The 21919-nt window shown below is 52.9% G+C and carries 18 protein-coding genes and 3 tRNA genes; 9 read left to right on the forward strand and 12 right to left on the reverse strand.

The features are described 5' to 3' along the window. Positions 1–80: 80 nt before the first annotated feature. Complete coding sequence (locus GFC06_RS18750) at positions 81–2261, forward strand: TonB-dependent siderophore receptor (RefSeq protein ID WP_153690516.1); 2181 nt, start codon at positions 81–83, stop codon at positions 2259–2261. Between the two features lie 57 nt (positions 2262–2318). Here GFC06_RS18750 and GFC06_RS18755 read toward each other — a convergent pair whose 3' ends face one another. The 8 genes from GFC06_RS18755 to hinT all read right to left on the reverse strand — a co-directional run bounded on the left by GFC06_RS18755 (position 2319) and on the right by hinT (position 8363). Next, on the reverse strand, positions 2319–2858 hold the full coding sequence (locus GFC06_RS18755) for a glycine zipper 2TM domain-containing protein (protein ID WP_003030814.1): 540 nt from the start codon (positions 2856–2858) through the stop codon (positions 2319–2321). A 167-nt stretch (positions 2859–3025) separates the two neighbouring features. Further along, on the reverse strand, positions 3026–4330 hold the full coding sequence (gene ndh, locus GFC06_RS18760; protein WP_016152676.1) for an NADH-quinone dehydrogenase: 1305 nt from the start codon (positions 4328–4330) through the stop codon (positions 3026–3028). A 236-nt stretch (positions 4331–4566) separates the two neighbouring features. Then, positions 4567–5109, reverse strand: coding sequence for an alpha/beta hydrolase YcfP (ycfP, locus tag GFC06_RS18765; protein ID WP_003030817.1), 543 nt, complete (start codon positions 5107–5109; stop codon positions 4567–4569). Between the two features lie 21 nt (positions 5110–5130). Continuing rightward, positions 5131–6156: a beta-N-acetylhexosaminidase gene (nagZ, locus tag GFC06_RS18770; protein WP_153690517.1), complete on the reverse strand. Its 1026-nt coding sequence runs from the start codon at positions 6154–6156 to the stop codon at positions 5131–5133. A 10-nt stretch (positions 6157–6166) separates the two neighbouring features. Next, positions 6167–6991 (reverse strand): thiamine kinase, encoded by an 825-nt coding sequence (gene thiK / locus GFC06_RS18775; protein WP_153690518.1) that lies wholly within the window; start codon positions 6989–6991, stop codon positions 6167–6169. Then, positions 6972–7613: a penicillin-binding protein activator LpoB gene (gene lpoB / locus GFC06_RS18780; protein WP_016152673.1), complete on the reverse strand. Its 642-nt coding sequence runs from the start codon at positions 7611–7613 to the stop codon at positions 6972–6974. Before lpoB ends, thiK begins: the two co-directional genes overlap by 20 nt. Before the next feature lie 13 nt (positions 7614–7626). Further along, the gene (locus tag GFC06_RS18785) at positions 7627–8001 is read right to left on the reverse strand and encodes a YcfL family protein (RefSeq protein WP_019076489.1); all 375 of its coding nucleotides are present in this window, start codon (positions 7999–8001) and stop codon (positions 7627–7629) included. 2 nt (positions 8002–8003) lie between these two features. Next, the gene (gene hinT / locus GFC06_RS18790; RefSeq protein ID WP_016156204.1) at positions 8004–8363 is read right to left on the reverse strand and encodes a purine nucleoside phosphoramidase; all 360 of its coding nucleotides are present in this window, start codon (positions 8361–8363) and stop codon (positions 8004–8006) included. 348 nt (positions 8364–8711) lie between these two features. On the opposite strand from hinT, the gene fhuE reads away from it, so the two are divergent. Beyond that, positions 8712–10898, forward strand: coding sequence for a ferric-rhodotorulic acid/ferric-coprogen receptor FhuE (gene fhuE, locus GFC06_RS18795; RefSeq protein ID WP_153690519.1), 2187 nt, complete (start codon positions 8712–8714; stop codon positions 10896–10898). A 98-nt stretch (positions 10899–10996) separates the two neighbouring features. On the opposite strand, the gene GFC06_RS18800 is transcribed toward fhuE, so the two are convergent. After that, a tRNA-Asn gene (locus GFC06_RS18800) sits at positions 10997–11072 on the reverse strand. Positions 11073–11232: 160 nt separating this feature from the next. Between GFC06_RS18800 and GFC06_RS18805 the strand changes: the two genes are divergently transcribed. Beyond that, complete coding sequence (locus tag GFC06_RS18805; protein WP_049040618.1) at positions 11233–12720, forward strand: EmmdR/YeeO family multidrug/toxin efflux MATE transporter; 1488 nt, start codon at positions 11233–11235, stop codon at positions 12718–12720. Between the two features lie 99 nt (positions 12721–12819). Then, positions 12820–12895 (forward strand) — tRNA-Asn (locus tag GFC06_RS18810). 42 nt (positions 12896–12937) lie between these two features. On the opposite strand, the gene cbl is transcribed toward GFC06_RS18810, so the two are convergent. Both cbl and nac read right to left on the reverse strand, forming a co-directional pair. After that, on the reverse strand, positions 12938–13888 hold the full coding sequence (gene cbl / locus GFC06_RS18815) for an HTH-type transcriptional regulator Cbl (protein ID WP_016152661.1): 951 nt from the start codon (positions 13886–13888) through the stop codon (positions 12938–12940). 101 nt (positions 13889–13989) lie between these two features. Then, entirely contained in the window at positions 13990–14907 is a 918-nt protein-coding gene (nac, locus tag GFC06_RS18820) for a nitrogen assimilation transcriptional regulator NAC (RefSeq protein ID WP_016156200.1), read from the reverse strand. 60 nt (positions 14908–14967) lie between these two features. On the opposite strand from nac, the gene GFC06_RS23280 reads away from it, so the two are divergent. From GFC06_RS23280 to GFC06_RS18840, 5 genes are all read left to right on the forward strand, one after another. Continuing rightward, positions 14968–15120 (forward strand): hypothetical protein, encoded by a 153-nt coding sequence (locus GFC06_RS23280; protein ID WP_194831205.1) that lies wholly within the window; start codon positions 14968–14970, stop codon positions 15118–15120. A gap of 113 nt (positions 15121–15233) precedes the next feature. Continuing rightward, positions 15234–15309, forward strand: a tRNA-Asn gene (locus tag GFC06_RS18825). Positions 15310–15522: 213 nt separating this feature from the next. Continuing rightward, the gene (shiA, locus tag GFC06_RS18830) at positions 15523–16839 is read left to right on the forward strand and encodes a shikimate transporter (protein ID WP_016156198.1); all 1317 of its coding nucleotides are present in this window, start codon (positions 15523–15525) and stop codon (positions 16837–16839) included. Between the two features lie 118 nt (positions 16840–16957). Then, entirely contained in the window at positions 16958–18412 is a 1455-nt protein-coding gene (locus GFC06_RS18835; protein ID WP_016152657.1) for an AMP nucleosidase, read from the forward strand. A gap of 15 nt (positions 18413–18427) precedes the next feature. Beyond that, positions 18428–20206 carry an aminopeptidase P family protein gene (locus GFC06_RS18840; RefSeq protein ID WP_153690520.1) on the forward strand — a complete coding sequence of 593 codons (1779 nt, stop codon included), beginning with the start codon at positions 18428–18430 and terminating at the stop codon, positions 20204–20206. Between the two features lie 55 nt (positions 20207–20261). Here GFC06_RS18840 and ptsG read toward each other — a convergent pair whose 3' ends face one another. After that, positions 20262–21695, reverse strand: a complete 1434-nt coding sequence (gene ptsG / locus GFC06_RS18845; protein WP_016152655.1) for a PTS glucose transporter subunit IIBC — start codon at positions 21693–21695, stop codon at positions 20262–20264. Positions 21696–21919 lie beyond the last annotated feature (224 nt).

The raw sequence follows: 21919 nt of genomic DNA on the forward strand, positions 1-21919 counted from the left end.
AACACCTGTTTCACAATGTAACCATCGGTTTCTCTACCGCCATAACAAAAACAGATCGACTCTTTTTAAAAGGAATACAAATGCATAAGCGTCTCTGGGTGCTCAATCCTCTCTTGTTGTCTTTAACTCTCCCAGCCATCGCGGCTGAGGAAGATAACCTCATCGTCAGTGCCAACCGTAGTCAACGCACCGTGGCAGAAATGGCGCAAACGACCTGGGTTATTGAAGGAAGCGAGATTGAACAGCAGGTTCAGGGGGGGAAAGAGTTCAAAGATGTTCTTGCTCAGTTAATCCCAGGAATCGATGTCAGCAGCCAGGGGCGCACAAACTACGGCATGAATATGCGCGGTCGTGCCATCGTAGTACTGATAGACGGTGTCCGTCTGAACTCCTCGCGTACTGACAGTCGTCAACTTGATTCTATTGATCCGTTTAACATCGCACACATTGAAGTCATCTCAGGTGCAACCTCACTGTATGGCGGCGGCAGTACCGGTGGGTTAATCAACATTGTCACCAAAAAAGGCCAGCCGGAGCGTGAAGTAGAACTCGAACTGGGGAGTAAAAGCGGCTTCAATAACAGTAACGATCATGATGAACGCGTTGCCGCGGCGGTGAGCGGAGGAACCGATCGCGCTTCCGGGCGCATGTCCGTCGCGTATCAACGGTTTGGCGGCTGGTATGACGGCAATCACGATGCCCTGCTGCTGGATAACACCCAAACCGGCCTGCAGCACTCCGATCGTCTTGACGTGATGGGCACAGGAACGATTGAGCTTGACGACAACCGTCAGTTACAACTGGTTACGCAGTATTATAAGAGCCAGGGGGATGACGATTACGGACTGGATCTTGGCGAGAACATGTCCGCCGTGACGGGAAACGGTAAGGCTTATACCAGCAGCGGACTGAATTCCGATCGTATTCCCGGCACCGAGCGTCATCTGATCAGCCTGCAGTATTCAGACGCGGATTTCTTCGGCCAGAACCTGGTCAGCCAAATCTATTACCGTGACGAATCGCTGAAATTCTACCCCTTCCCTACGCTGAGCAAAGGCAAGGTCACCAGTTTCTCCGCATCGCAGCAGGACACAGACCAGTTTGGTGCCAAAATCACCCTCAACAGCCAGCTGATGGATAACTGGGAGCTGACATGGGGAGTCGATGCCGATCACGAAACCTTCGATTCCAATCAGAAATTCTTCGATCTGGCCTGGTCCCTGCCCTCCGGCGGTATGGACAACCGAACCGCTTATACCACCGGGCGTTACCCCGGTTACAGCATCACCAACTTCGCGCCTTTCCTGCAGAACAGCTATGACATTAACGACATCTTTACCCTCAGCGGCGGTGTGCGCTATCAATGGACCGAAAACAGGGTGGATGATTTCGTTGGCTATGCCCAACAACAGGGAATTGCCACCGGCCTGGCAAACTCCGCCGATACCATTCCTGGCGGTAAAACCGATTACGATAATTTCCTGTTTAACGCCGGTATTCTCGCCCACCTGACCGACCGTCAGCAGACATGGTTTAACTTCTCTCAGGGCGTGGAGCTTCCGGACCCGGGGAAATATTACGGTAACGGCACCTATTCCCTGGTTGGCGATCATTACCAGCTCCAGCGCAGCGTCAACGTGGCGGATTCACGCCTGGAGGGGATTAAAGTTAACTCCTACGAACTGGGATGGCGCTACACTGGCGACAGTCTGCGCACGCAGTTGGCCGCTTACTACTCTACTTCGGATAAATCGATCGTTATCAACCGCAGCGATATGACCATTAACGTCCAGCCCGACGATCGCCGTATTTATGGCCTTGAAGGTGCGGTGGATTATTTCATTGCGGATACGGACTGGAGTCTGGGCGGCAACTTCAACGTCATTAAATCGGAAGTGAAGCAAAACGGTAAGTGGCAGAAATGGGATGTCACCCTGGCTTCCCCGTCCAAAGCCACCGCGTGGGTCGGCTGGGCACCTGAACCGTGGACATTGCGCGTACAGAGCCAGCAAACATTTGATCTGACGGACGCCAGCGGCAATAAGCTGGACGGCTATAACACGATGGACTTTATCGGCAGCTATCATCTCCCGTTGGGTAAACTGACCTTTAGCGTAGAAAACCTGCTGAATGAAGAGTACACCACGCTGTGGGGACAACGTGCGCCACTGCTGTACAGCCCAACCTACGGTAGCCCGTCACTGTATGAATACAAAGGCCGGGGCCGCACGTTTGGTCTGAACTACGCCTTAACCTTCTGATAAAAAAAGCCCCCCAGCCTGAGCGAATGGGGGGCTAATGTTCAGGATAATGCTATTTTACGCTTTGTTATTCAGTACCAACTGTCCGTTGTTATCCAACGGAATTTGCGCGCCGGGGTCCTTATCCATACGGATTTTCCCCTGCTGATCGCCAATTTTGTACGTCACGTCGTAGCCCAGCATTTTTTCAGATTTGTCATACACCGTTTTACAACGCTGCTGCGTAGTAGTGTACGTATCATTTTCTTGCATCGAACCCTGGATCTGGTTACCTGCATAACCGCCGCCTAAAGCACCGGCCACGGTAGCAATATCTTTACCGCGTCCGCCGCCAAACTGATGGCCGATAACGCCACCAGCAACCGCACCCAACACGGAACCCGCGATACGGTTTTCATCTTGTACCGGCTTACGGTGCGTGACCGTCACGTTCCGACACTCCTGGCGTGGTGTTTTTACCGACTCTTTAATCGGTGTTGCAGAGACAACTTGTGCATACTGTGGGCCACGCTCGAAAACGTTAAGACTGGCCACCGCTGCAACACCCAGCGCAGCAGCTACGCCAATCCCTATACCCGCCAACATAGATTTATTCACGGGACTTCCTCCTTTTTTGCTATTAGCAACAACTTTGCAACAGAAGGTAAGGAATGCCAATCAGATTACGGATGAAAATAGCACGAGGAGGAGCGAAGGCAGGATGATTCGGAGAACTCTGAAGGAAGGCGCCGGATAAGTACAAACATCCGACGCCATAAGCCGTATTAATGCAGTTTCAGACGCGGGCGGATCACCCGGTTAATGCTGCCAACCAGCATCATCAGACCGGTTTTAAAGTAACCGTGCAGAGCAATCTGGTGCATGCGGTACAGTGAGATGTACACAAAGCGCGCAATACGCCCTTCTACCATCATCGAACCACGGGTCAAGTTACCCATCAGGCTACCCACGGTAGAGAAGTTAGAAAGTGAAACCAGAGAGCCGTGGTCTTTGTACTGATACGCTTTCAGCGGCTTGCCGTTCATCTGCGCCAAAATGTTGTTCATTGCGCAGCTTGCCATCTGGTGCGCAGCCTGAGCGCGCGGCGGCACAAAACCACCTTCCGGGCGAGCGCAGGAAGCGCAGTCGCCAATCGCGTACACGTCGGGATCGCGCGTGGTCTGCAGAGTCGGCTCAACCACCAGTTGGTTAATACGATTGGTTTCCAGACCGCCAATGTCTTTCATAAAGTCTGGCGCTTTGATCCCCGCAGCCCACACCATCAGATCGGCTTCAATGTACTCGCCATCCTTGGTATGCAGTCCGCCTTCATCAGCGCTGGTTACCATTGTCTGGGTCAGTACGCGTACGCCCAGTTTGGTTAACTCATTATGCGCAGCACTGGAAATACGCGGCGGCAACGCAGGCAGAATACGCTCACCGGCTTCTACCAGCGTAACGTTCAGCGCTTCGTTGGTCAGCCCTTTGTAACCATAGCTGTGCAGCTGTTTTACCGCATTGTGCAGCTCGGCTGAGAGTTCAACCCCCGTCGCACCGCCGCCGACAATGGCGATATTTACTTTGCCATTAGCGCCCAGATTCGCGGAATACTTCAGGAACAGATTCAGCATCTCCTGGTGGAAACGACGCGCCTGATGCGGGTTATCCAGGAAAATGCAGTTTTCTTTGACGCCCGGCGTATTGAAATCGTTGGAGGTACTACCCAACGCCATCACCAGCGTGTCATACGGGACTTTGCGCTCAGGAACCAGCAGCTCGCCCTTCTCATCGCGCAGCTCGGCAAGAGTAATGGTTTTCGCTTCGCGATCGATATCCACCACCGAACCCAACTGAAACTGGAAACCGTGGTTACGGGCATGCGCCAGATAGCTCAGCGCATCCACGCCTTCGTCCAGGGAACCCGTCGCGACTTCATGCAGTAACGGTTTCCATAAATGGCTGTGGTTTCTGTCCACCAGCGTGATTTTGGCCTTTTTCTTGCGCCCCAGCTTTTTACCCAGCTGCGTCGCCATTTCCAGTCCGCCAGCACCGCCGCCGACAATCACGATTCTTTTTAATGGTGTAGTCAACGTGACCCCCTTAAATTTATTAACCAATTGTTAATTAAAGGTTATAGGCATAGCCTTTAATTAACAACAAGTTACGATAATGAAAATGTTCTTCGAGAGTGAGAATAACACGAACGGTGCATTGGTCATACCAAAATTGATGTGTATCAAGTTTTGATGCTGAAAAGATAGACAACACGAACTTTAAGAACAAAAAAACCAGCCCGAAGGCTGGTTTTTTACACGTTCATTGAGGATTAACCTAACGTCTTGAACGCTTTGATGCGCTGCAAATGCGGGGAGATATTCTTAAACTTGTGCGTCTGCTCTTCGTCCCAGACTATCTCGTAAAAATGATGCAGCTCTTCTGACGAACGCTGACTATTGAGCGCTTCATCATGACGTGACAGGATCACCAGGCAGCGATCGCGATTCTTTTCGCGGAAATTGGTCACGCATTTTGTCGCGATATCGGCATACTCTTCAGGCCTGTCGATTTTTCCCTCCATGTTCTCATACGGGAACAGGTTGGGATTAAACACTACCTGACGAATATCACACAGGAAACCAATCCGTTCAGCCCAATATCCCCCGAGCCCCACGCCACAAATCAGCGGACGGTCGTCCACATTAAGCTGCAGCATTTTGTCCACTTCTTTCAGTAGATGCTGCATGTCATGTTTAGGATGCCGCGTACTGTAGCTAATCAGCCTGACATCCGGGTCGATGAACTGTAGCTGCAACACCTTTTCGTGGTTGCCCGGGCTGTTAGAGTCAAAACCGTGTAAATAGATAATCATCGCATCCTCGCCAAACTTGCGTTAATGACCTGCTTTCTCTTCCTGCCAGCGCTCATGAAGCTGGTTGAGCTGGGCGCTTACCGTCTTCCAGCGTGCCGAGTCCATCAGTTCCTGACGTGAAAATGAACCTTTATGATACAAACGTGTAACACGTTCTGCATTGATCGGCGACAGATTATCTAACACACTGACCGCGCCTTTACGATTATTGCAGACCAGGATCATATCGCAACCCGCATCCAGCGATGCCTGACCACGCTCCGCATAGCTTCCCATAATCGCCGCCCCTTCCATCGACAAATCATCGGAGAAAATGACGCCATCGAAACCAAGCTCCTGACGCAGCACCGTTTTCAGCCAGTGTGGCGAACCGCTCGCCGGACGCGGGTCCACGTCACTGTAGATGACGTGCGCAGGCATAATGGCATCGAGTTTGTTTTCCGTAATCAACGTCTGGAACACGGACATATCTTTTGCACGAATTTCGGCTTCTGAACGTGGATCGGTTGGGGTTTCTTTATGCGAATCCGCCGTCACTGCCCCATGCCCGGGGAAATGTTTACCGGTAGTTTTCATGCCAGCAGCATGCATACCGTCAATGAAGCGGGTCGCCATAGCCAGCGCTTTCCGCGGATCGGCATGGTAAGAGCGTTCGCCAATCGCCGCGCTGATATGCCCCACATCCAGCACCGGCGCAAAACTGATATCTATATCCATTGCGATCATTTCGCTGGCCATTAGCCATCCGGCGTCCTGAGCCAGATTGCCACCGTCTTCCAGACCGTGCAACGCAGCAAAGGATTGGGCCGCGGGCAGACGCGTAAATCCTTCGCGAAAACGCTGTACCCTGCCGCCTTCCTGATCTACCGCCACCACCAGATGATTGCGTGATGCCTCGCGAATCTGGCGCACTAATTCACGCAACTGTTCCGGGTCATGATAATTTCGGGTAAAGAGGATCAACCCACCTACCAGCGGATGCGCCAGAATCTCACGCTCTTCAGCGTCCAGCTCATACCCTTCGACATCCAACATTACTGGGCCCACACTGCTCTCCTTATCCTTTCATTATTAGCTGCCGCCAGGTTTCATCGGCCAGCCTGATAAATTGTCGATCGCCGGTTTGTCGCCAGCGATACTCAAACCACCCCGCTTTCAGCATTATGACCCAGGGCCGCCATCGTCTGACCTGCCGCCACAGCGCGTTTTGTTCAATGTGCGCTCGTTGGGCGTAGGCGCTAACCAGCCGTTGGTGCTGAGATTCGTCATTGACCCAAACCGCCGCCAGCTCCAGAGCGATATCACCGTCTCCGGCATATTCCCAGTCAATCAGCCGCAGTCCTGATGCTGTACGTACGATGTTGTCACCGTGGATATCCATATGCAGAGGCCCCAGACGCAAAGGTCGAGGCTCACCGCTTTTCCTGAGTCGCTTCAACGCTCGCAACCAGCATGGCGTACGACGCGCCGGATCGCCACACTGCCAGTACTGTTCGAGTAGCGGCAGCAGACTGATTCGCCAGCCCAATTGGGGTTGTTGGTGCAGATGATACAATAAGCCAGCGAGTTCGTCGGCGTCCGGCAATCTGGATTCTACCTTACCGTGAAAAAAGTCGACCGCCATCCACCCACGTATATAAAAGCGGGGGCGCGGCGCAAGGCTTTCAGGCAGGTGCTTTAACGCGCGATAGTGGCGTAAGAAATGCGATTCCGGCGCGTCAGGGTCGTGATGACAGCGCAACACTAAGCGGTGGGTATCGTGTTCGATGATGCAGCTCCCGCCGCTCAGGCCGCTCTGGTTGGCTGCGATGGTATGATACTTCGGGAAATAGCGCGACAACACCTCGTCGCGCGTCAGCCGGTTATTGTTGCTGTACGGCACCTTTACCTGACCAGATTATCTCGCCAGTTTGTACCAGCATTAATTGCATTTGCAGCGCCGGCGAATTGACGTTGCCGGAGGCGCTGGAATAGAGCACATACTGTGCGCCAACGTTACGGGCGATACCAATCGCTTTGCTGCGCGTTCCCAGACTGTCGTTCGGCGACAGACCTAACTGCTGTTTGGCGACAGCCAACTGCTGGGCGGAAACCAGGGTAAACTTGCCGTTATTCGCCAGCGCGTTCCTCAAGGTCTCGGTGGCTTCACCGGCATTCAACGAGCCGTTGGTCCGGTTATTCACGCTATCAACCAGCAGAACGCCTCCCGCTTTGACGCCGTCAGCCTGCAGCATTTTACCGACCATCGGTTGCATAGCTCCGTTCCAGTCATAGTGACGTTGACGTGGCGTCGGCTGCGCCGTTTGGTCCTCGTGCTCAATCGGACCCGGCTGCTGCGGTATGCTTGGCACCGTTGGTACAACCGGCACCGGTTGTTGCGGCTGCGCGGGCTGTTCCGGCACTGGCTTTACTTCCTCTACTGGTGCGGGCTCACGTTGCGCCACACAGCCAGAGAGAAACATCGCCAGCGCGGCAATCAGTGCGTAGCGATTCATTTTGATCATCAAGATTCACCCCTTACAAATAAAGATAAAGTCTAACCTTGTGCGCCCCCAAAAAATTGGCGCTGCCGTACAGCGTCACCGACGAATGAGCCGGGATAGTCACGCTGCGTGGCGCTTCCAGAGGATGCATTTCCAGTCCTCTGGCGTCATACCAGTAAAACCGATAATGAACGGTAACGGGTTCTTGTCTTTCGTTATAAAGTCGCGAGGATGCTGAGGCCTGAATATCAGACGTGGTTAACGTCGGCTGTTCTGCTGTAATGCCCGACGCCAGAATCGTTGATTCCATCACCAGCGACTGTTCATCACTTACCGGAATTTCAGGATGTGCCCGACAGCCAGCCAGTAGCAGCAAGCTCAGTGAAAGTGCAATGCATCCTCTGGTCATGCTTACAGACCTTTATGCGCAAGCATTGGACCCAGCGCACGTCCACCCAGCAGGTGCATATGAATGTGATACACCTCCTGACCGCCGTGACGATTGGTATTCATAATTAAACGATACCCATCCGCAGCAATGCCTTCCTGCTCGGCGATTTTCGCCGCTACGGTGATCATGCGACCCAGCGCCTGCTCGTGTTCCGCCGTCACATCGTTGACGGTCGGGATCAGGACGTTAGGAATGATCAGAATGTGCGTAGGTGCCTGAGGGGAAATATCACGAAACGCAGTGACCAGTTCATCCTGGTACACGATATCTGACGGAATTTCACGACGGATAATTTTGCTGAATATAGTTTCTTCTGCCACGACGTTTTCCTTTTTCATTAACAGCCCAAGCGTTATGCCATGCTACGCCGGGTCACTCTGCGAGTATAGAGTATGAGCGAGTTACTCACGCTCTTTCAACTTTAACCCTCGATTTTTTAAGCAAAAAGCCCTGCCACTGCTGTTCTTATAACCATTTCCCGTCGCTATTGCTTAAGCATAGTACTGAAACAACATTTCACTTATGCCGTAGCATCTGTTTACACATTGAATGTGAATGCGTATATTTCGCATTTGCATTCATATGCAAACTTAATAATTTACAACCAAAGGGTTCATCACAACCTCAGCGATTCGAACTTAATATTAATAATTATCAAGGACTTTTCGATGTCTTTCACAACACACAACGGGGATGACCAGCGCCAACCGGGGCTTGCCCCTTCTGTACTGGCAGCCTGCATCACGTTAGCACTATTGCCTTCCACCGGCCTCGCAGCCCCTGCTGAAGAGACGGTGATCGTTGAGGGCTCTGCTCCAGCCACATCCAGCGAGGAGCAGGATTACAGCATCAAATCAACAACTGCTGGCACCAAAATGCAGATGACGCAGCGCGATATTCCGCAATCAGTCAGTATTATCAGTCAGCAGCGCATGGAAGATCAGCAACTGCAAACGCTGGGCGATGTGATGGACAACACGTTGGGGATAAGCAGAAGTCAGGCGGATTCAGATCGCAGTAGCTATTACTCTCGCGGATTTCAGATTGATAACTACATGGTCGATGGGATTCCGACCTATTTTGAATCCCGCTGGAATCTCGGTGATGCCCTTTCCGACACGGCCCTTTTTGAGCGTATCGAAGTGGTCCGTGGCGCAAACGGGCTAATGACCGGGACGGGTAACCCCTCAGCCTCGATTAATATGATCCGTAAGCATGCCACCAGCCGCGAGTTCACCGGTAATGTTTCTGCGGAATATGGCAGTTGGAATAAACAACGATATGTGACCGATCTTCAAAGCCCGCTCACGGCAGACGGCAACGTGCGCGGGCGCATCGTGGCGGGCTACCAGAATAACGACTCCTGGCTTGATCGCTACAATAGCGAAAAAATGTTCTTCTCCGGGATTGTCGATGCCGATCTGGGCGACACCACCAGCCTGTCTGCGGGTTATGAATACCAGCGCATTGATATCAACAGTCCAACCTGGGGTGGATTGCCGCGCTGGAATACCGACGGCAGTAAAAACAGCTATGACCGCTCGCGCAGCACTGCGCCGGACTGGGCGTACAACGATAAAGACTTCAACAAAGTGTTTGTCACCATCAAGCAACGTTTTGCCGATACCTGGCAGGCGACCATGAATGCCACCCACTCCGAGGTCAAGTTTGACAGTAAAATGATGTACGTCGATGCCTATGTCAATAAAGCCGATGGTACGCTGATTGGCCCGTATGGCAGCTATGGTCCGGGCTATGACTACGTCGGAGGTACCGGCTGGAACAGCGGCAAGCGTAAGGTAGATGCCGTCGATCTGTTCGCCGACGGCGGTTACGACCTGTTTGGTCGTCAGCATAATCTGATGCTGGGCGGCAGCTACAGCAAACAGAATAACCGTTACGAAAGCGCGTGGGCGAACGTATTCCCCAACGAAATCGGCAGTTTCTATACCTTCGATGATAACTTCCCGGAAACCAACTGGAACCCGCAGTCATTGGCCCAGGACGATACCACGCACATGAAATCGCTCTACGCCGCAACACGTATTTCGCTGGCCGACCCACTGCATTTGATTGTCGGCGCGCGTTATACCAACTGGCGTATCGACACCCTCGCCTACAGCATGGAACAAAACCACACCACGCCGTATGCGGGCCTGGTGTATGACATTGACGATAACTGGTCTACCTACGCCAGCTACACCTCAATCTTCCAGCCGCAGAACAAGCGCGACAGTTCCGGTAAATATCTCTCCCCAATTACCGGCAATAACTATGAGCTTGGCCTGAAGTCCGACTGGATGAACAGCCGTTTAACCACCACCCTCGCGGTGTTCCGCATTGAACAGGATAACGTGGGCCAATCAACCGGCGTACCAATTGCCGGTAGCAATGGCGACACGGCCTATAGAGCGATGGATGGAACGGTCAGCAAAGGGGTCGAATTCGAAGTTAACGGTGCGATCACCGATAACTGGCAGATGACGTTCGGCGCGACACGCTATGTTGCTGAAGACAACGAAGGCAATGCGGTAAACCCGAACCTACCGCGTACCACAGTAAAACTGTTTACCCGTTATCGCCTGCCAGCCATGCCGGAACTGACCGTGGGCGGTGGGGTTAACTGGCAGAATCGTGTTTATAGCGATACGGTCACGCCGTATGGCACATTCCGAGCGGAACAGGGAAGCTACGCCCTGGTCGATTTATTCACCCGCTATCAGGTGACGAAAAACTTCTCTGTGCAGGGTAACCTCAATAACCTGTTCGATAAAACCTACGACACCAATGTCGACGGTTCTATCGTCTATGGCGAGCCGCGCAACGTCAGCGTCACCGCCAGCTATCAGTTCTGATTCGAAACACATCACGCTCCACCTGCTCGTCAGGTGGATGCACTGGACTGAGAAAACAAAAAGCCCGCTTAAGTTTCCTTAAGCGGGCTTCTTAAATATGGCTCCTCTGACTGGACTCGAACCAGTGACATACGGATTAACAGTCCGCCGTTCTACCGACTGAACTACAGAGGAATCGTTGTGGAGGCTTATCTTAGCGGCGAAAAAATTTTTGTCAAACCCCATTTCCCCGAATAAGTTTCAATTGATGCTTCTCTCGACAGTTTGTTGCATTTCCAGACATTTTAAATGGAAAAAACTTTGCAGCTTTTTGGATTCTCCCTCATCATTTGAAATGAGGTTTCAACTTTCTTCTTTAAGGTCCACTTTGAACGTCTCCGCTGCCTTACGCCAGGTCGCTTCCCGCACGCCCTGGTATGCCAAACGCAAGAGTTATAAGGTTCTCTTTTGGCGCGAAATCACTCCGCTTGCGGTCCCCATTTTTCTGGAAAACACCTGTGTGCTGTTGATGGGCGTACTGAGTACCTTCCTTGTTAGCTGGTTGGGAAAAGAAGCAATGGCTGGCGTTGGTCTCGCCGACAGTTTCAACATGGTCATCATGGCGTTTTTTGCCGCCATCGATCTGGGAACCACGGTGGTGGTAGCATTTAGCCTGGGAAAACGAGATCGTCGACGGGCAAGGGCAGCAGCCAGACAATCGCTGGTGATCATGACGATTTTTGCTACCGTGCTGGCAGCGGTCATTCACTATTTTGGTGAACAGATTATTGACGTTGTCGCCGGTGAAGCCACCCCCGATGTTAAGGCTTTGGCACTCACCTATCTGGAACTAACGGTGCTCAGCTACCCGGCGGCAGCCATTGCTTTGATCGGTAGCGGCGCACTCCGCGGAGCCGGAAATACCAAAATTCCGCTGTTGATTAATGGCGGTATGAATATCCTAAATATCATCATCAGTAGCATCCTGATCTACGGGGTCTTTTCCTGGCAAGGGCTGGGATTTGTGGGGGCAGGACTCGGGCTGACCATTTCACGCTACATCGGTGCGTTCGCCATTATCTGGGTGCTGATGATTGGTTTTAATCCGGCACTGCGTATTCCCTTCAAAAGCTATTTTAAGCCGCTCAATCTCGCCATTATCTGGGAAGTTATGGGGATCGGTATTCCGGCAAGTATTGAGTCAGTGCTATTTAATGGCGGTAAACTGTTAACGCAGATGTTTGTCTCCGGCATGGGAACCAGCGTAATTGCCGGAAACTTCATTGCATTTTCCATCGCCGCGCTCATCAACCTGCCGGGGAATGCTTTAGGCTCCGCGTCGACAATCATTACCGGCAGGCGTCTGGGAAATGGTCAGATTGCCCAAGCGGAAATCCAGTTACGCCATATATTCTGGCTCTCAACAATCGGCTTAACCGCCATCGCCTGGCTAACCGCCCCTTTTGCCGGCGTTATGGCCTCATTTTATACCCACGATCAGGATGTAAAAGAGGTCATAGTCATCCTAATTTGGCTCAACGCAGCGTTTATGCCGATATGGGCAGCATCCTGGGTGCTACCATCAGGGTTTAAGGGCGCACGTGATGTGCGTTTTGCGATGTGGGTATCGATGTTGGGCATGTGGGGCTGTCGTGTTGTGGCGGGTTACACGTTGGGAATCGTATTAGGATGGGGCGTAGTCGGCGTTTGGTTAGGGATGTTCTTCGACTGGGCCGTGCGCGCCGCGTTATTTTACTGGCGTATGGTCACAGGCCGCTGGTTATGGAAATACCCTCGTCCCGAGCGTGAAAAGTGCATAAAACAACCGGTTGCGTCTGAATAAGCGGCGAAATGGGGAATATTTCAGCAAACGATCGCATTTATCTATTCAGGCTTTGACAACGCTGAGAGGCATCGCTAATATTCGCCTCGTTCACACGATTCCTCTGTAGTTCAGTCGGTAGAACGGCGGACTGTTAATCCGTATGTCACTGGTTCGAGTCCAGTCAGAGGAGCCATATTTAAGAAGCCTGCTTAGGAAACTAAGCAGGCTTTTTGCTTTATATCTGATAATCAATCACGGCTTCATCTGGCTCCATCGCCTGGCGCTTGATTTCATCGACGGATAACCCTGCGTTGCATAGCTCAATGAATCGCCAAACGTAGTTGCGCTGCAGTTGCCCGCGTTTCAGGCCCAACCAGACGGTATTTGCATCAAATAAGTGCCGGGTATCCAGACGGGTTAAGCTCCCCTCCTCCTGCTCTCCGCTGGATTGTTCTGCCACCAGCCCGATTCCCAGCCCCAGCGACACATAGGTTTTAATCACATCCGAGTCCTGGGCGCTGAGGATAATATCCGGCACTAACCCTTTACGGGCAAATGCCTCATCGATACGGGAACGCCCCGTAATCCCCTGACGATACGTAATTAATGGCCAGTGGGCGATAGATTCCAGTGTGAGAGGAGACGTTTTCACCAAGGGATGGTCGTGAGGAACAAGCAGGCTGTGGTGCCAACGAAACCAGGGAAAAGCTACCAACAGCGGATCGCTGCTAAGTCGCTCGCTGGCAATCCCGATGTCTGCCCCACCGTTTTGCAACAGTACGTCAATCTCCTGCGGTGTACCCTGGATCAGTTCCAGACGTACCTCAGGAAAGAGCTCACGAAAGGCTTTAATCACCGCGGGCAGGCTATAGCGTGCCTGTGTATGCGTGGTGGCAATCGTCAGTACACCGGACGTGTCATTGGTAAACAGATCCGCCAGTCTGCGAACGTTGCTGGCCTCATTCAGAATACGCTCGGCAATAACCAGCAAGGCTTTGCCCGGTTCGGTCATGCCCAGCAGGCGTTTACCGCGACGGATAAAAATCTCAATGCCAAGTTCATCTTCAAGTTCACGAATATGTCGGCTGACTCCCGACTGCGAGGTGTACAGTATATTCGCGACTTCCGTCAGGTTGTAATCCTGACGGGCCGCCTCGCGGATTATTTTAAGTTGCTGGAAATTCACTTTTCGCTCCGGGCACATCAGACATTACGCTATTGTTAAAGTCTGATGCCCGGCATAACAAATAATAAAAACCCGCATCTTATTCCTGAAGGGAATAAGGTTTAGCTGACCAGCTGTAGTTCGCGGTTTTCCAGTGCCGGACGGCTTACCAGCGACAACAGGATCTCCTTCACGGCCTGTGCCTGCGGCGATAAGCTCCCTCTGGCTGAGACGTTCAGCGATAATGGCAGATTCATCGACGGGGTTGTTATCCGCGCCATCCAGCCGTTCGCGGCATTACATAATGAACGTGCCGCCGACTCAGGCAACACTGTGACGCCCATCCCACTGGCGATGGCAGCCGTTAAGGTGGCGATAGATTCAATTTCGCCAATCACTTTGGCCGTCAGGCGACGAAGCGAAAAAGCTTCATCTACACGCAGGCGAACTGCGCTGTAATCCCGTGGCAAAAACAGATTCATCTGCGCCACCGCGGCTAAATCGACGCTTTGCCCCGGGCAATCACGCGTCCCGACCAGGTACAGATCCTCTTTAAGCAACGGTTGACTGCTGATACCCGCCACGGGTGAGCGCTCGTAGAGCACCGCCATGTCTAAATGCCCGCTGAGCAGCTTGTCATTCAGCACCGCCCCACTGTTTTCATGCAAATAGACCAGCACATCGGGCAGCTCTGCTCGTACTGTCTGTAATAACGGCATAGTGATGGCTGACGCCGCCGTCCCCGGCGCCAGGCCAATAGAGACCTGTCCCCCCAGGGTCTGACCTACGTTATTGACCGCAAGTTGCGCCTGCTCGCACTGGCGTAAAATCGTCCGCGCATGGGCATACAACACTTTCCCCGCTTCCGTCGGTGTGACGCCGCGTTTGGTGCGAATCAGCAGTTGCTGATCCAGTTCGCCTTCCAGCGTAGCAACCTGCTGGCTCAGCGCGGGTTGCGCGATATGCAACACTTCCGCTGCCTGGGTCAGGCTACCAATATCGACGATTTTCACGAAATATTTCAGTCGTCTGAAGTTCATTTTGCCTCCTGTCGGAATACCAGAACCCGTGCTGGCAGTCATTAAATTCAGGATTGCAAGATGCTTGCCAGTTTAGTCAGCAGCCGTGTTTTACGGTTAAAACCGCGTAAAGTCAGGATCAAAGGTGAAGAATGGACTTTTTGCACACCTGAATCTCTCATTCTGGCTGCCCTGGAAGAGGTAGGCGCGCACCAGAATGGGGCAAAAGCATAAAAAGACGGAAAGATCACCGCTTTGCTGATTTTGTCAGCAAACGAACGCACAAATGTATTTCCCCCTTTGACAAGCCTCATCGCCCTCGCTAATATGCGCCTCGTTCAAACGATTCCTCTGTAGTTCAGTCGGTAGAACGGCGGACTGTTAATCCGTATGTCACTGGTTCGAGTCCAGTCAGAGGAGCCATATTTAAGAAGCCTGCTTAGGAAACTAAGCAGGCTTTTTGCTTTTCTGTTTTTCATTCGTCTTATTTTTCATGTAGCCCTCTGGTGAGGGAGATAATCGTTTTCTCTTCCCGTCTGTCGCGGTAATCTCATAACGGTCGTTAATATATCGACTGCAATGTGTGTAGCCCAATTCAAATACTAATAACTAAAAGACAGTACAGACAGGATAACTATGGATTCCACTCTCACCTCCGCGGGTCCCCAAGAGGACGTCTCTTCGCTTCATCGTGCCCGACGCGCTGCGCTTGGTAGCTTCGCTGGCGCCGTGGTCGACTGGTATGATTTTCTGCTTTATGGCATCACCGCCGCACTGGTCTTTAATCGCGAGTTCTTCCCGCAGGTTAGCCCGGCAATGGGAACACTTGCCGCATTTGCCACCTTTGGCGTCGGATTTTTGTTCCGTCCGTTAGGCGGGGTTATCTTCGGCCACTTTGGCGATCGCCTTGGCCGTAAACGCATGCTGATGCTCACCGTCTGGATGATGGGGATTGCCACTGCGCTGATAGGGATTATTCCTTCTTTTGACACTATTGGCTGGTGGGCCCCTGTGCTGCTGGTGACGCTACGCGCCATTCAGGGATTCGCCGTTGGTGGCGAATGGGGCGGCGCGGCGTTGCTCTCGGTCGAAAGCGCGCCGAAAAATAAAAAAGCCTTCTACAGCAGTGGCGTTCAGGTCGGTTACGGCGTCGGACTGCTGCTTTCTACCGGTCTGGTCTCACTGATTAGCTCGCAAACTACCGATGAGCAGTTCCTGAGCTGGGGCTGGCGTATTCCGTTCCTGTTCAGCATCGTACTGGTTTTGGGCGCGTTGTGGATGCGCAACAGAATGGATGAATCAGCCGAATTCGAACAGCAGCAACAGGCAGCGCAACCAGAGAAAAAGCGGTTACCGGTGGTCGAGGCGTTAATCCGCCATCCGGGCGCATTCTTAAAAATTATCGGCTTGCGCTTATGTGAACTGCTGACGATGTATATCGTCACCGCGTTTGCCCTTAATTACTCTACGCAGAACCTGGGCCTACCCCGCGAGCTGTTTCTGAATATCGGTTTGTTAGTGGGAGGACTGAGCTGTCTGACCATCCCCTGCTTTGCCTGGCTTGCCGACCGCTTTGGTCGACGGCGCGTGTACATTACCGGTGCACTGGTCGGTACGCTGAGCGCCTTCCCGTTCTTTATGGCGCTGGAAGCACAGTCTATTTTCTGGATCGTGTTCTTCGCGATTATGTTGGCCAATATTGCGCACGATATGGTGGTCTGCGTACAACAGCCTATGTTTACCGGTTTGTTTGGCGCAAGTTATCGCTACAGCGGCGCAGGCGTTGGCTATCAGGTGGCAAGTGTGGTTGGCGGTGGTTTTACCCCCTTCATTGCTGCGGCACTGGTGACATTCTCTGGAGGAGACTGGCACAGCGTGGCCATTTATCTGATGGCCGGGTGTCTTATTTCCGCCGCCACTGCATTGCTGATGCGGGATAAGCAGCACAGTTAAGCCCTGATGCGAAGGTCATTCGACCTTCGCACAATCTTCCTCTACGTCTGACTTTTGTTTCATATTCCTGTGACATACTATCGGGAGAGCAGTACATCTGTGGAACAAGGAGACAGACATGAACAATAAGGGCTCCAGCCTGACCCCAACTCAGGCACTGGATAAACTGGACGCGCTGTACGAGCAGTCGGTTAAAGCACTGCGTAGCGCCATTGGTAAGTACATTGAAACAGGGACGCTCCCTGACATAATCGCCCGCCATAATGGTCTTTTTGTTTACCCATCGCTTTGTGTCACCTGGGATGGCAGCGCCACCAATCCCCCGAAAACCCGCGCTTATGGCCGTTTTACCCATGCGGGCAGCTATACCACTACGATCACCCGTCCGTCGCTTTTTCGTCCCTATCTTGAAGAACAACTCACGCTGCTGTATCAGGATTATGATGCGCATATCTCCGTCGAACCGTCGCAGCATGAAATCCCTTATCCCTATGTGATTGATGGTTCTGAACTGACGCTCGACCGCTCGATGAGCGCCGGATTAACGCGCCATTTCCCCACTACCGAGTTGTCACAAATCGGCGACGAAACAGCCGATGGTACCTATCATCCGGCGGAATTCTCCCCGCTGTCGCACTTCGACGCCCGACGAGTAGATTTTTCGCTCGCACGACTGCGTCACTACACGGGAACGCCGGTTGAACATTTCCAGCCATTTGTGCTGTTCACCAACTACACCCGCTATGTCGATGAGTTCGTGCGCTGGGGTTGCAGCCAGATCCTCGATCCGAACAGCCCCTATATCGCGCTGTCATGCGCGGGCGGGATCTGGATCACCGCTGAAACGGAAGCTCCAGAAGAGGCCATCTCCGATCTCGCCTGGAAGAAACATCAGATGCCCGCCTGGCATCTAATCACCGCCGACGGTCAGGGGATCACGCTGGTCAATATCGGCGTTGGCCCGTCCAACGCTAAAACCATTTGCGATCATTTGGCCGTCCTACGCCCTGACGTCTGGCTAATGATTGGACACTGTGGCGGCCTGCGCGAAAGTCAGGCGATTGGCGACTATGTTCTGGCCCACGCTTATCTGCGTGACGACCATGTGCTGGATGCCGTACTACCGCCGGATATTCCGATTCCGAGCATTGCGGAAGTACAACGCGCACTGTATGACGCCACCAAAGAAGTCAGCGGCATGCCCGGCGAAGAGGTTAAACAGCGCCTGCGTACCGGTACCGTCGTCACCACCGACGATCGCAACTGGGAGTTACGCTATTCCGCTTCTGCGCTGCGTTTTAACCTCAGTCGCGCGGTGGCTATTGATATGGAAAGCGCCACTATCGCCGCCCAGGGCTACCGCTTCCGCGTCCCTTACGGCACGCTGCTGTGCGTTTCCGATAAACCGCTGCACGGCGAGATCAAACTGCCTGGTCAGGCCAACCGTTTTTATGAAGGTGCCATTTCCGAGCACCTGCAAATAGGTATCCGGGCAATCGATCGTCTGCGTGCTGAAGGCGATCGACTGCACTCCCGTAAATTACGTACGTTCAACGAACCGCCGTTCCGTTAAGGCCTGAAGGTAACTATGCACAACTCAACTCCTCTTTCCGCTCTGCGCAACCTGCTGTTAGCGCAAGGGTTGGATGGCATGATTGTTCCGCGCGCCGACGCTCACCAAAGCGAAGATTGTACACCGCATGACAATAAGCTGGCCTGGCTGACCGGTTTTAGCGGCTCCGCTGGTCTCGCGTTGGTCCTGCGCGACCGCGCATTAATGTTTGTCGATGGACGCTATCAGGTCCAGGTGCGCAATGAAGTCTCGCTGGATGATTTTGAAATTCACCATTTACATGACGAACCGCTGGCCGACTATTTGCAGTCTCACGTTGCTGCCGGCGCGCGTATCGGCTTTGAACCGTTGCTGATGGTCAACAGCCAGTTTGAAGCACTGTCGGCGACCCATTGCGAGCTGGTATCTCTTGAGCAAGATCCTTTCGACCAGGTATGGCTTGACCGCCCGGCAGCACCCTGCGGCATCATTCATGAAATGCCCATTGAAATCAGCGGGGAAAGCAGCACACAAAAACGTGCCCGCGTCGTGGATCTGCTCACGCAACAACAGGCCGACGTTCTGGCGATCACGCTGCCGGATAACATTGCCTGGCTGCTGAATGTGCGCGGTTCCGATCTGCCAATGGTGCCAGTGCCGTTTTCGTTCGCCCTGCTCTATCGCAGCGGCGAGCTGGAATGGTTTGTGGATAGCAACAAAACCCAGCAGCTCCCTGCTGCACTGCTGAATACGCTCACGCTGGCCCCACAAGAGAGTTTTCTTGCCCGCTGCCAGCAGTTGGCCAAAGGGAAACGCTTTTTGGTCGATAAAGACTACGCCCCGGTCGCGCTGCGTTTTGCCATTGTAGAACACGGTGGCGAGGTCTTATGGGCACCCGATCCCATCACCTTGATGAAAGCGCACAAGAATGACGTTGAACTGGCGGGCTATCGGGAATGCCATGAACAAGATGGCGCGGCCTGGGTTAACTTTCTGGCATGGCTTACGCATGAAGTTCCCTTGCGCGAAGCGGCAGGCAATCCGGTCACTGAGCTGGAAGCGCAGGCCAGGCAACTGGAATTTCGCCAGCAGCAGCCGGGATTTATCGAGCAAAGCTTCAACACGATTTCGGCCTCAGCCAGCAATGCCGCAATGTGCCATTACCATTCCAGCGAAAAAACCAATACGCCCATTACCTCTCAGGCCATGTATCTGAATGATTCCGGCGGCCAGTACCATAATGGTACGACGGATACAACGCGCACCCTCGCGTTTGGTCCACAGGATCCGCAGCGTCGTCTGCATTACACCGCTGTGTTGAAAGGCTTTTTGTCGCTTATCTCGCTGCAATTTCCCAGCGGCACTCAGGGTCATCAACTGGATGCCTTTAGCCGTCGGGCGCTGTGGGATCTGGGTCTGGATTTTGATCACGGTACGGGACACGGCGTAGGCCATCAGCTCCTGATCCATGAGCAGCCCCATCGCATTGCCAAAAAAGTAAACCCCTGGCCTCTGGTTGCGGGCAATATCATTACCATCGAGCCGGGTTATTATCTGGCCGGAGAATATGGGATCCGTATTGAGAATCAGGTGGAGATTATCAACAGTCGTCCTGGCTTCTGTCGCTTCTCAACGCTGACGCTGGTGCCGATTGATTTAAGTCTGGTTGAACTGCATCTGCTAAGTGAGGCTGAAAAACAGTGGATTGATGATTACCACCAGCAGGTCAGAGAGACGTTATCCCCACGCGTGAACGCAGAGGCTCGCCCGTGGTTGTTCGCCGCCACTGCGCCGATTCGCGTTCAGGCCAATTAATGCATTAAATAAGGCAGCCCGCAGGCTGCCTTAATTCTCCCCAACTTTTTACTGCTTAGCTGTGACGGATGTACTCATCCATTTCAGTTTTCAGGTTATCGGACTTAGTACCGAAGATAGCCTGAACACCGGAACCCGCCACTACAACGCCCGCCGCACCCAGTTTCTTCAGGCCAGCCTGATCCACTTTGGCAACGTCAGCGACGCTGACACGCAGACGAGTAATGCACGCATCGAGGTTAGTGATGTTTTCTTTACCGCCGAATGCCGCAACCAGGGCCGGAGCCATTTCGCCGGACGCACCCGCTTTGGTGTCTTCGGTAGCATCTTCACGGCCCGGAGTTTTCAGGTCCAGCGCTTTGATCAGCACACGGAAGATGGTGTAGTAAACAATCGCATAACCGATACCGACAATCGGGAACAGCCACAGTTTGCTGCTGTTACCGGACAGAACGATAAAGTCGATCAGACCGTGGGAGAACGACGTACCGTCACGCATACCCAGCAGGATACAGATCGGGAATGCCAGACCAGCCAGAATTGCGTGGATGATGTACAGGATCGGTGCCACGAACATGAACGAGAACTCGATCGGTTCGGTAATACCGGTCAGGAACGAGGTCAGCGCCGCGGAGATCATGATACCGCCCACTTTCGCGCGGTTTTCTGGTTTAGCAGAGTGCCAGATAGCGATAGCGGCAGCCGGCAGACCGTACATTTTGAACAGGAAGCCACCAGACAGTTTGCCCGCAGTCGGGTCACCCGCCATATAGCGAGGGATATCGCCGTGGAATACCTGGCCCGCAGCATTGGTGTATTCACCGATCTGCATCTGGAATGGAACGTTCCAGATATGGTGCAGACCAAACGGCACCAGGCAGCGTTCAATGAAGCCATAGATACCGAACGCTACGACCGGGTTCTGGTATGCAGCCCACTGGGAAAACGTCTGAATAGCAGTCCCGATCGGCGGCCAAATGAAGGACAGAACCACACCGGTGAAAATAGCGGCCAGACCAGAAATGATAGGAACGAAGCGCTTACCCGCAAAGAAGCCAAGATACTCAGGCAATTTGATACGGTAGAAACGGTTGAACATATACGCTGCAATCGCACCGGAGATAATCCCCCCGAGAACACCCGTATCAGCAAGGTGTTTAGCTGCGATCTCTTCAGCAGGTAAATGCAGAACCAGCGGCGCAACAACAGCCATGGTCTTAACCATAATGCCGTAGGCAACAACGGATGCCAGTGCAGATACGCCGTCGTTATTGGTGAAGCCTAACGCGACACCGATGGCAAAAATCAGCGGCATGTTTGCAAAAACAGAACCGCCTGCTTCTGCCATTACGTGCGATACAACGGCTGGCAGCCAGCTGAAGTTAGCGGAACCGACACCCAGCAGGATACCTGCAATCGGGAGTACGGATACCGGCAGCATCAGCGATTTACCGACCTTTTGCAGGTTAGCAAATGCATTCTTAAACATAATTGAGAGTGCTCCTGAGTATTTGTGCTTTTCTACGTTCTCACGCATTAGCGAGGGGGGAGAACCTCGCCGTGTACAGGGCATCTAAGTACCCTTTATTTATTACACAGAGTAAAATAATTCAGTTTGTTTTTGTTTGACGGCTATCACAATTCAGTCGTGGATGGCCGTAAAATCCGCACATTCCGATAAAATGCGTTTCTGAATGTGTCAAACCGGTTATT

Origin of the sequence: Citrobacter braakii, assembly GCF_009648935.1 — a bacterium.
In the GTDB taxonomy this organism is placed as follows: Bacteria; Pseudomonadota; Gammaproteobacteria; order Enterobacterales; family Enterobacteriaceae; genus Citrobacter; species Citrobacter braakii.

Coding starts and splice junctions, on each gene's coding strand:
- fhuE (WP_153690519.1), top strand. CDS start 8,712: ATGTCTTTCACAACACACAACGGGGATGACCAGCGCCAACCGGGGCTT.
- ptsG (WP_016152655.1), bottom strand. CDS start 21,695: ATGTTTAAGAATGCATTTGCTAACCTGCAAAAGGTCGGTAAATCGCTG.
- nac (WP_016156200.1), bottom strand. CDS start 14,907: ATGAACTTCAGACGACTGAAATATTTCGTGAAAATCGTCGATATTGGT.
- GFC06_RS18750 (WP_153690516.1), top strand. CDS start 81: ATGCATAAGCGTCTCTGGGTGCTCAATCCTCTCTTGTTGTCTTTAACT.
- ycfP (WP_003030817.1), bottom strand. CDS start 5,109: ATGATTATCTATTTACACGGTTTTGACTCTAACAGCCCGGGCAACCAC.
- shiA (WP_016156198.1), top strand. CDS start 15,523: ATGGATTCCACTCTCACCTCCGCGGGTCCCCAAGAGGACGTCTCTTCG.
- GFC06_RS18785 (WP_019076489.1), bottom strand. CDS start 8,001: ATGACCAGAGGATGCATTGCACTTTCACTGAGCTTGCTGCTACTGGCT.
- lpoB (WP_016152673.1), bottom strand. CDS start 7,613: ATGATCAAAATGAATCGCTACGCACTGATTGCCGCGCTGGCGATGTTT.
- GFC06_RS23280 (WP_194831205.1), top strand. CDS start 14,968: ATGCTTGCCAGTTTAGTCAGCAGCCGTGTTTTACGGTTAAAACCGCGT.
- GFC06_RS18805 (WP_049040618.1), top strand. CDS start 11,233: ATGAGGTTTCAACTTTCTTCTTTAAGGTCCACTTTGAACGTCTCCGCT.
- GFC06_RS18835 (WP_016152657.1), top strand. CDS start 16,958: ATGAACAATAAGGGCTCCAGCCTGACCCCAACTCAGGCACTGGATAAA.
- GFC06_RS18840 (WP_153690520.1), top strand. CDS start 18,428: ATGCACAACTCAACTCCTCTTTCCGCTCTGCGCAACCTGCTGTTAGCG.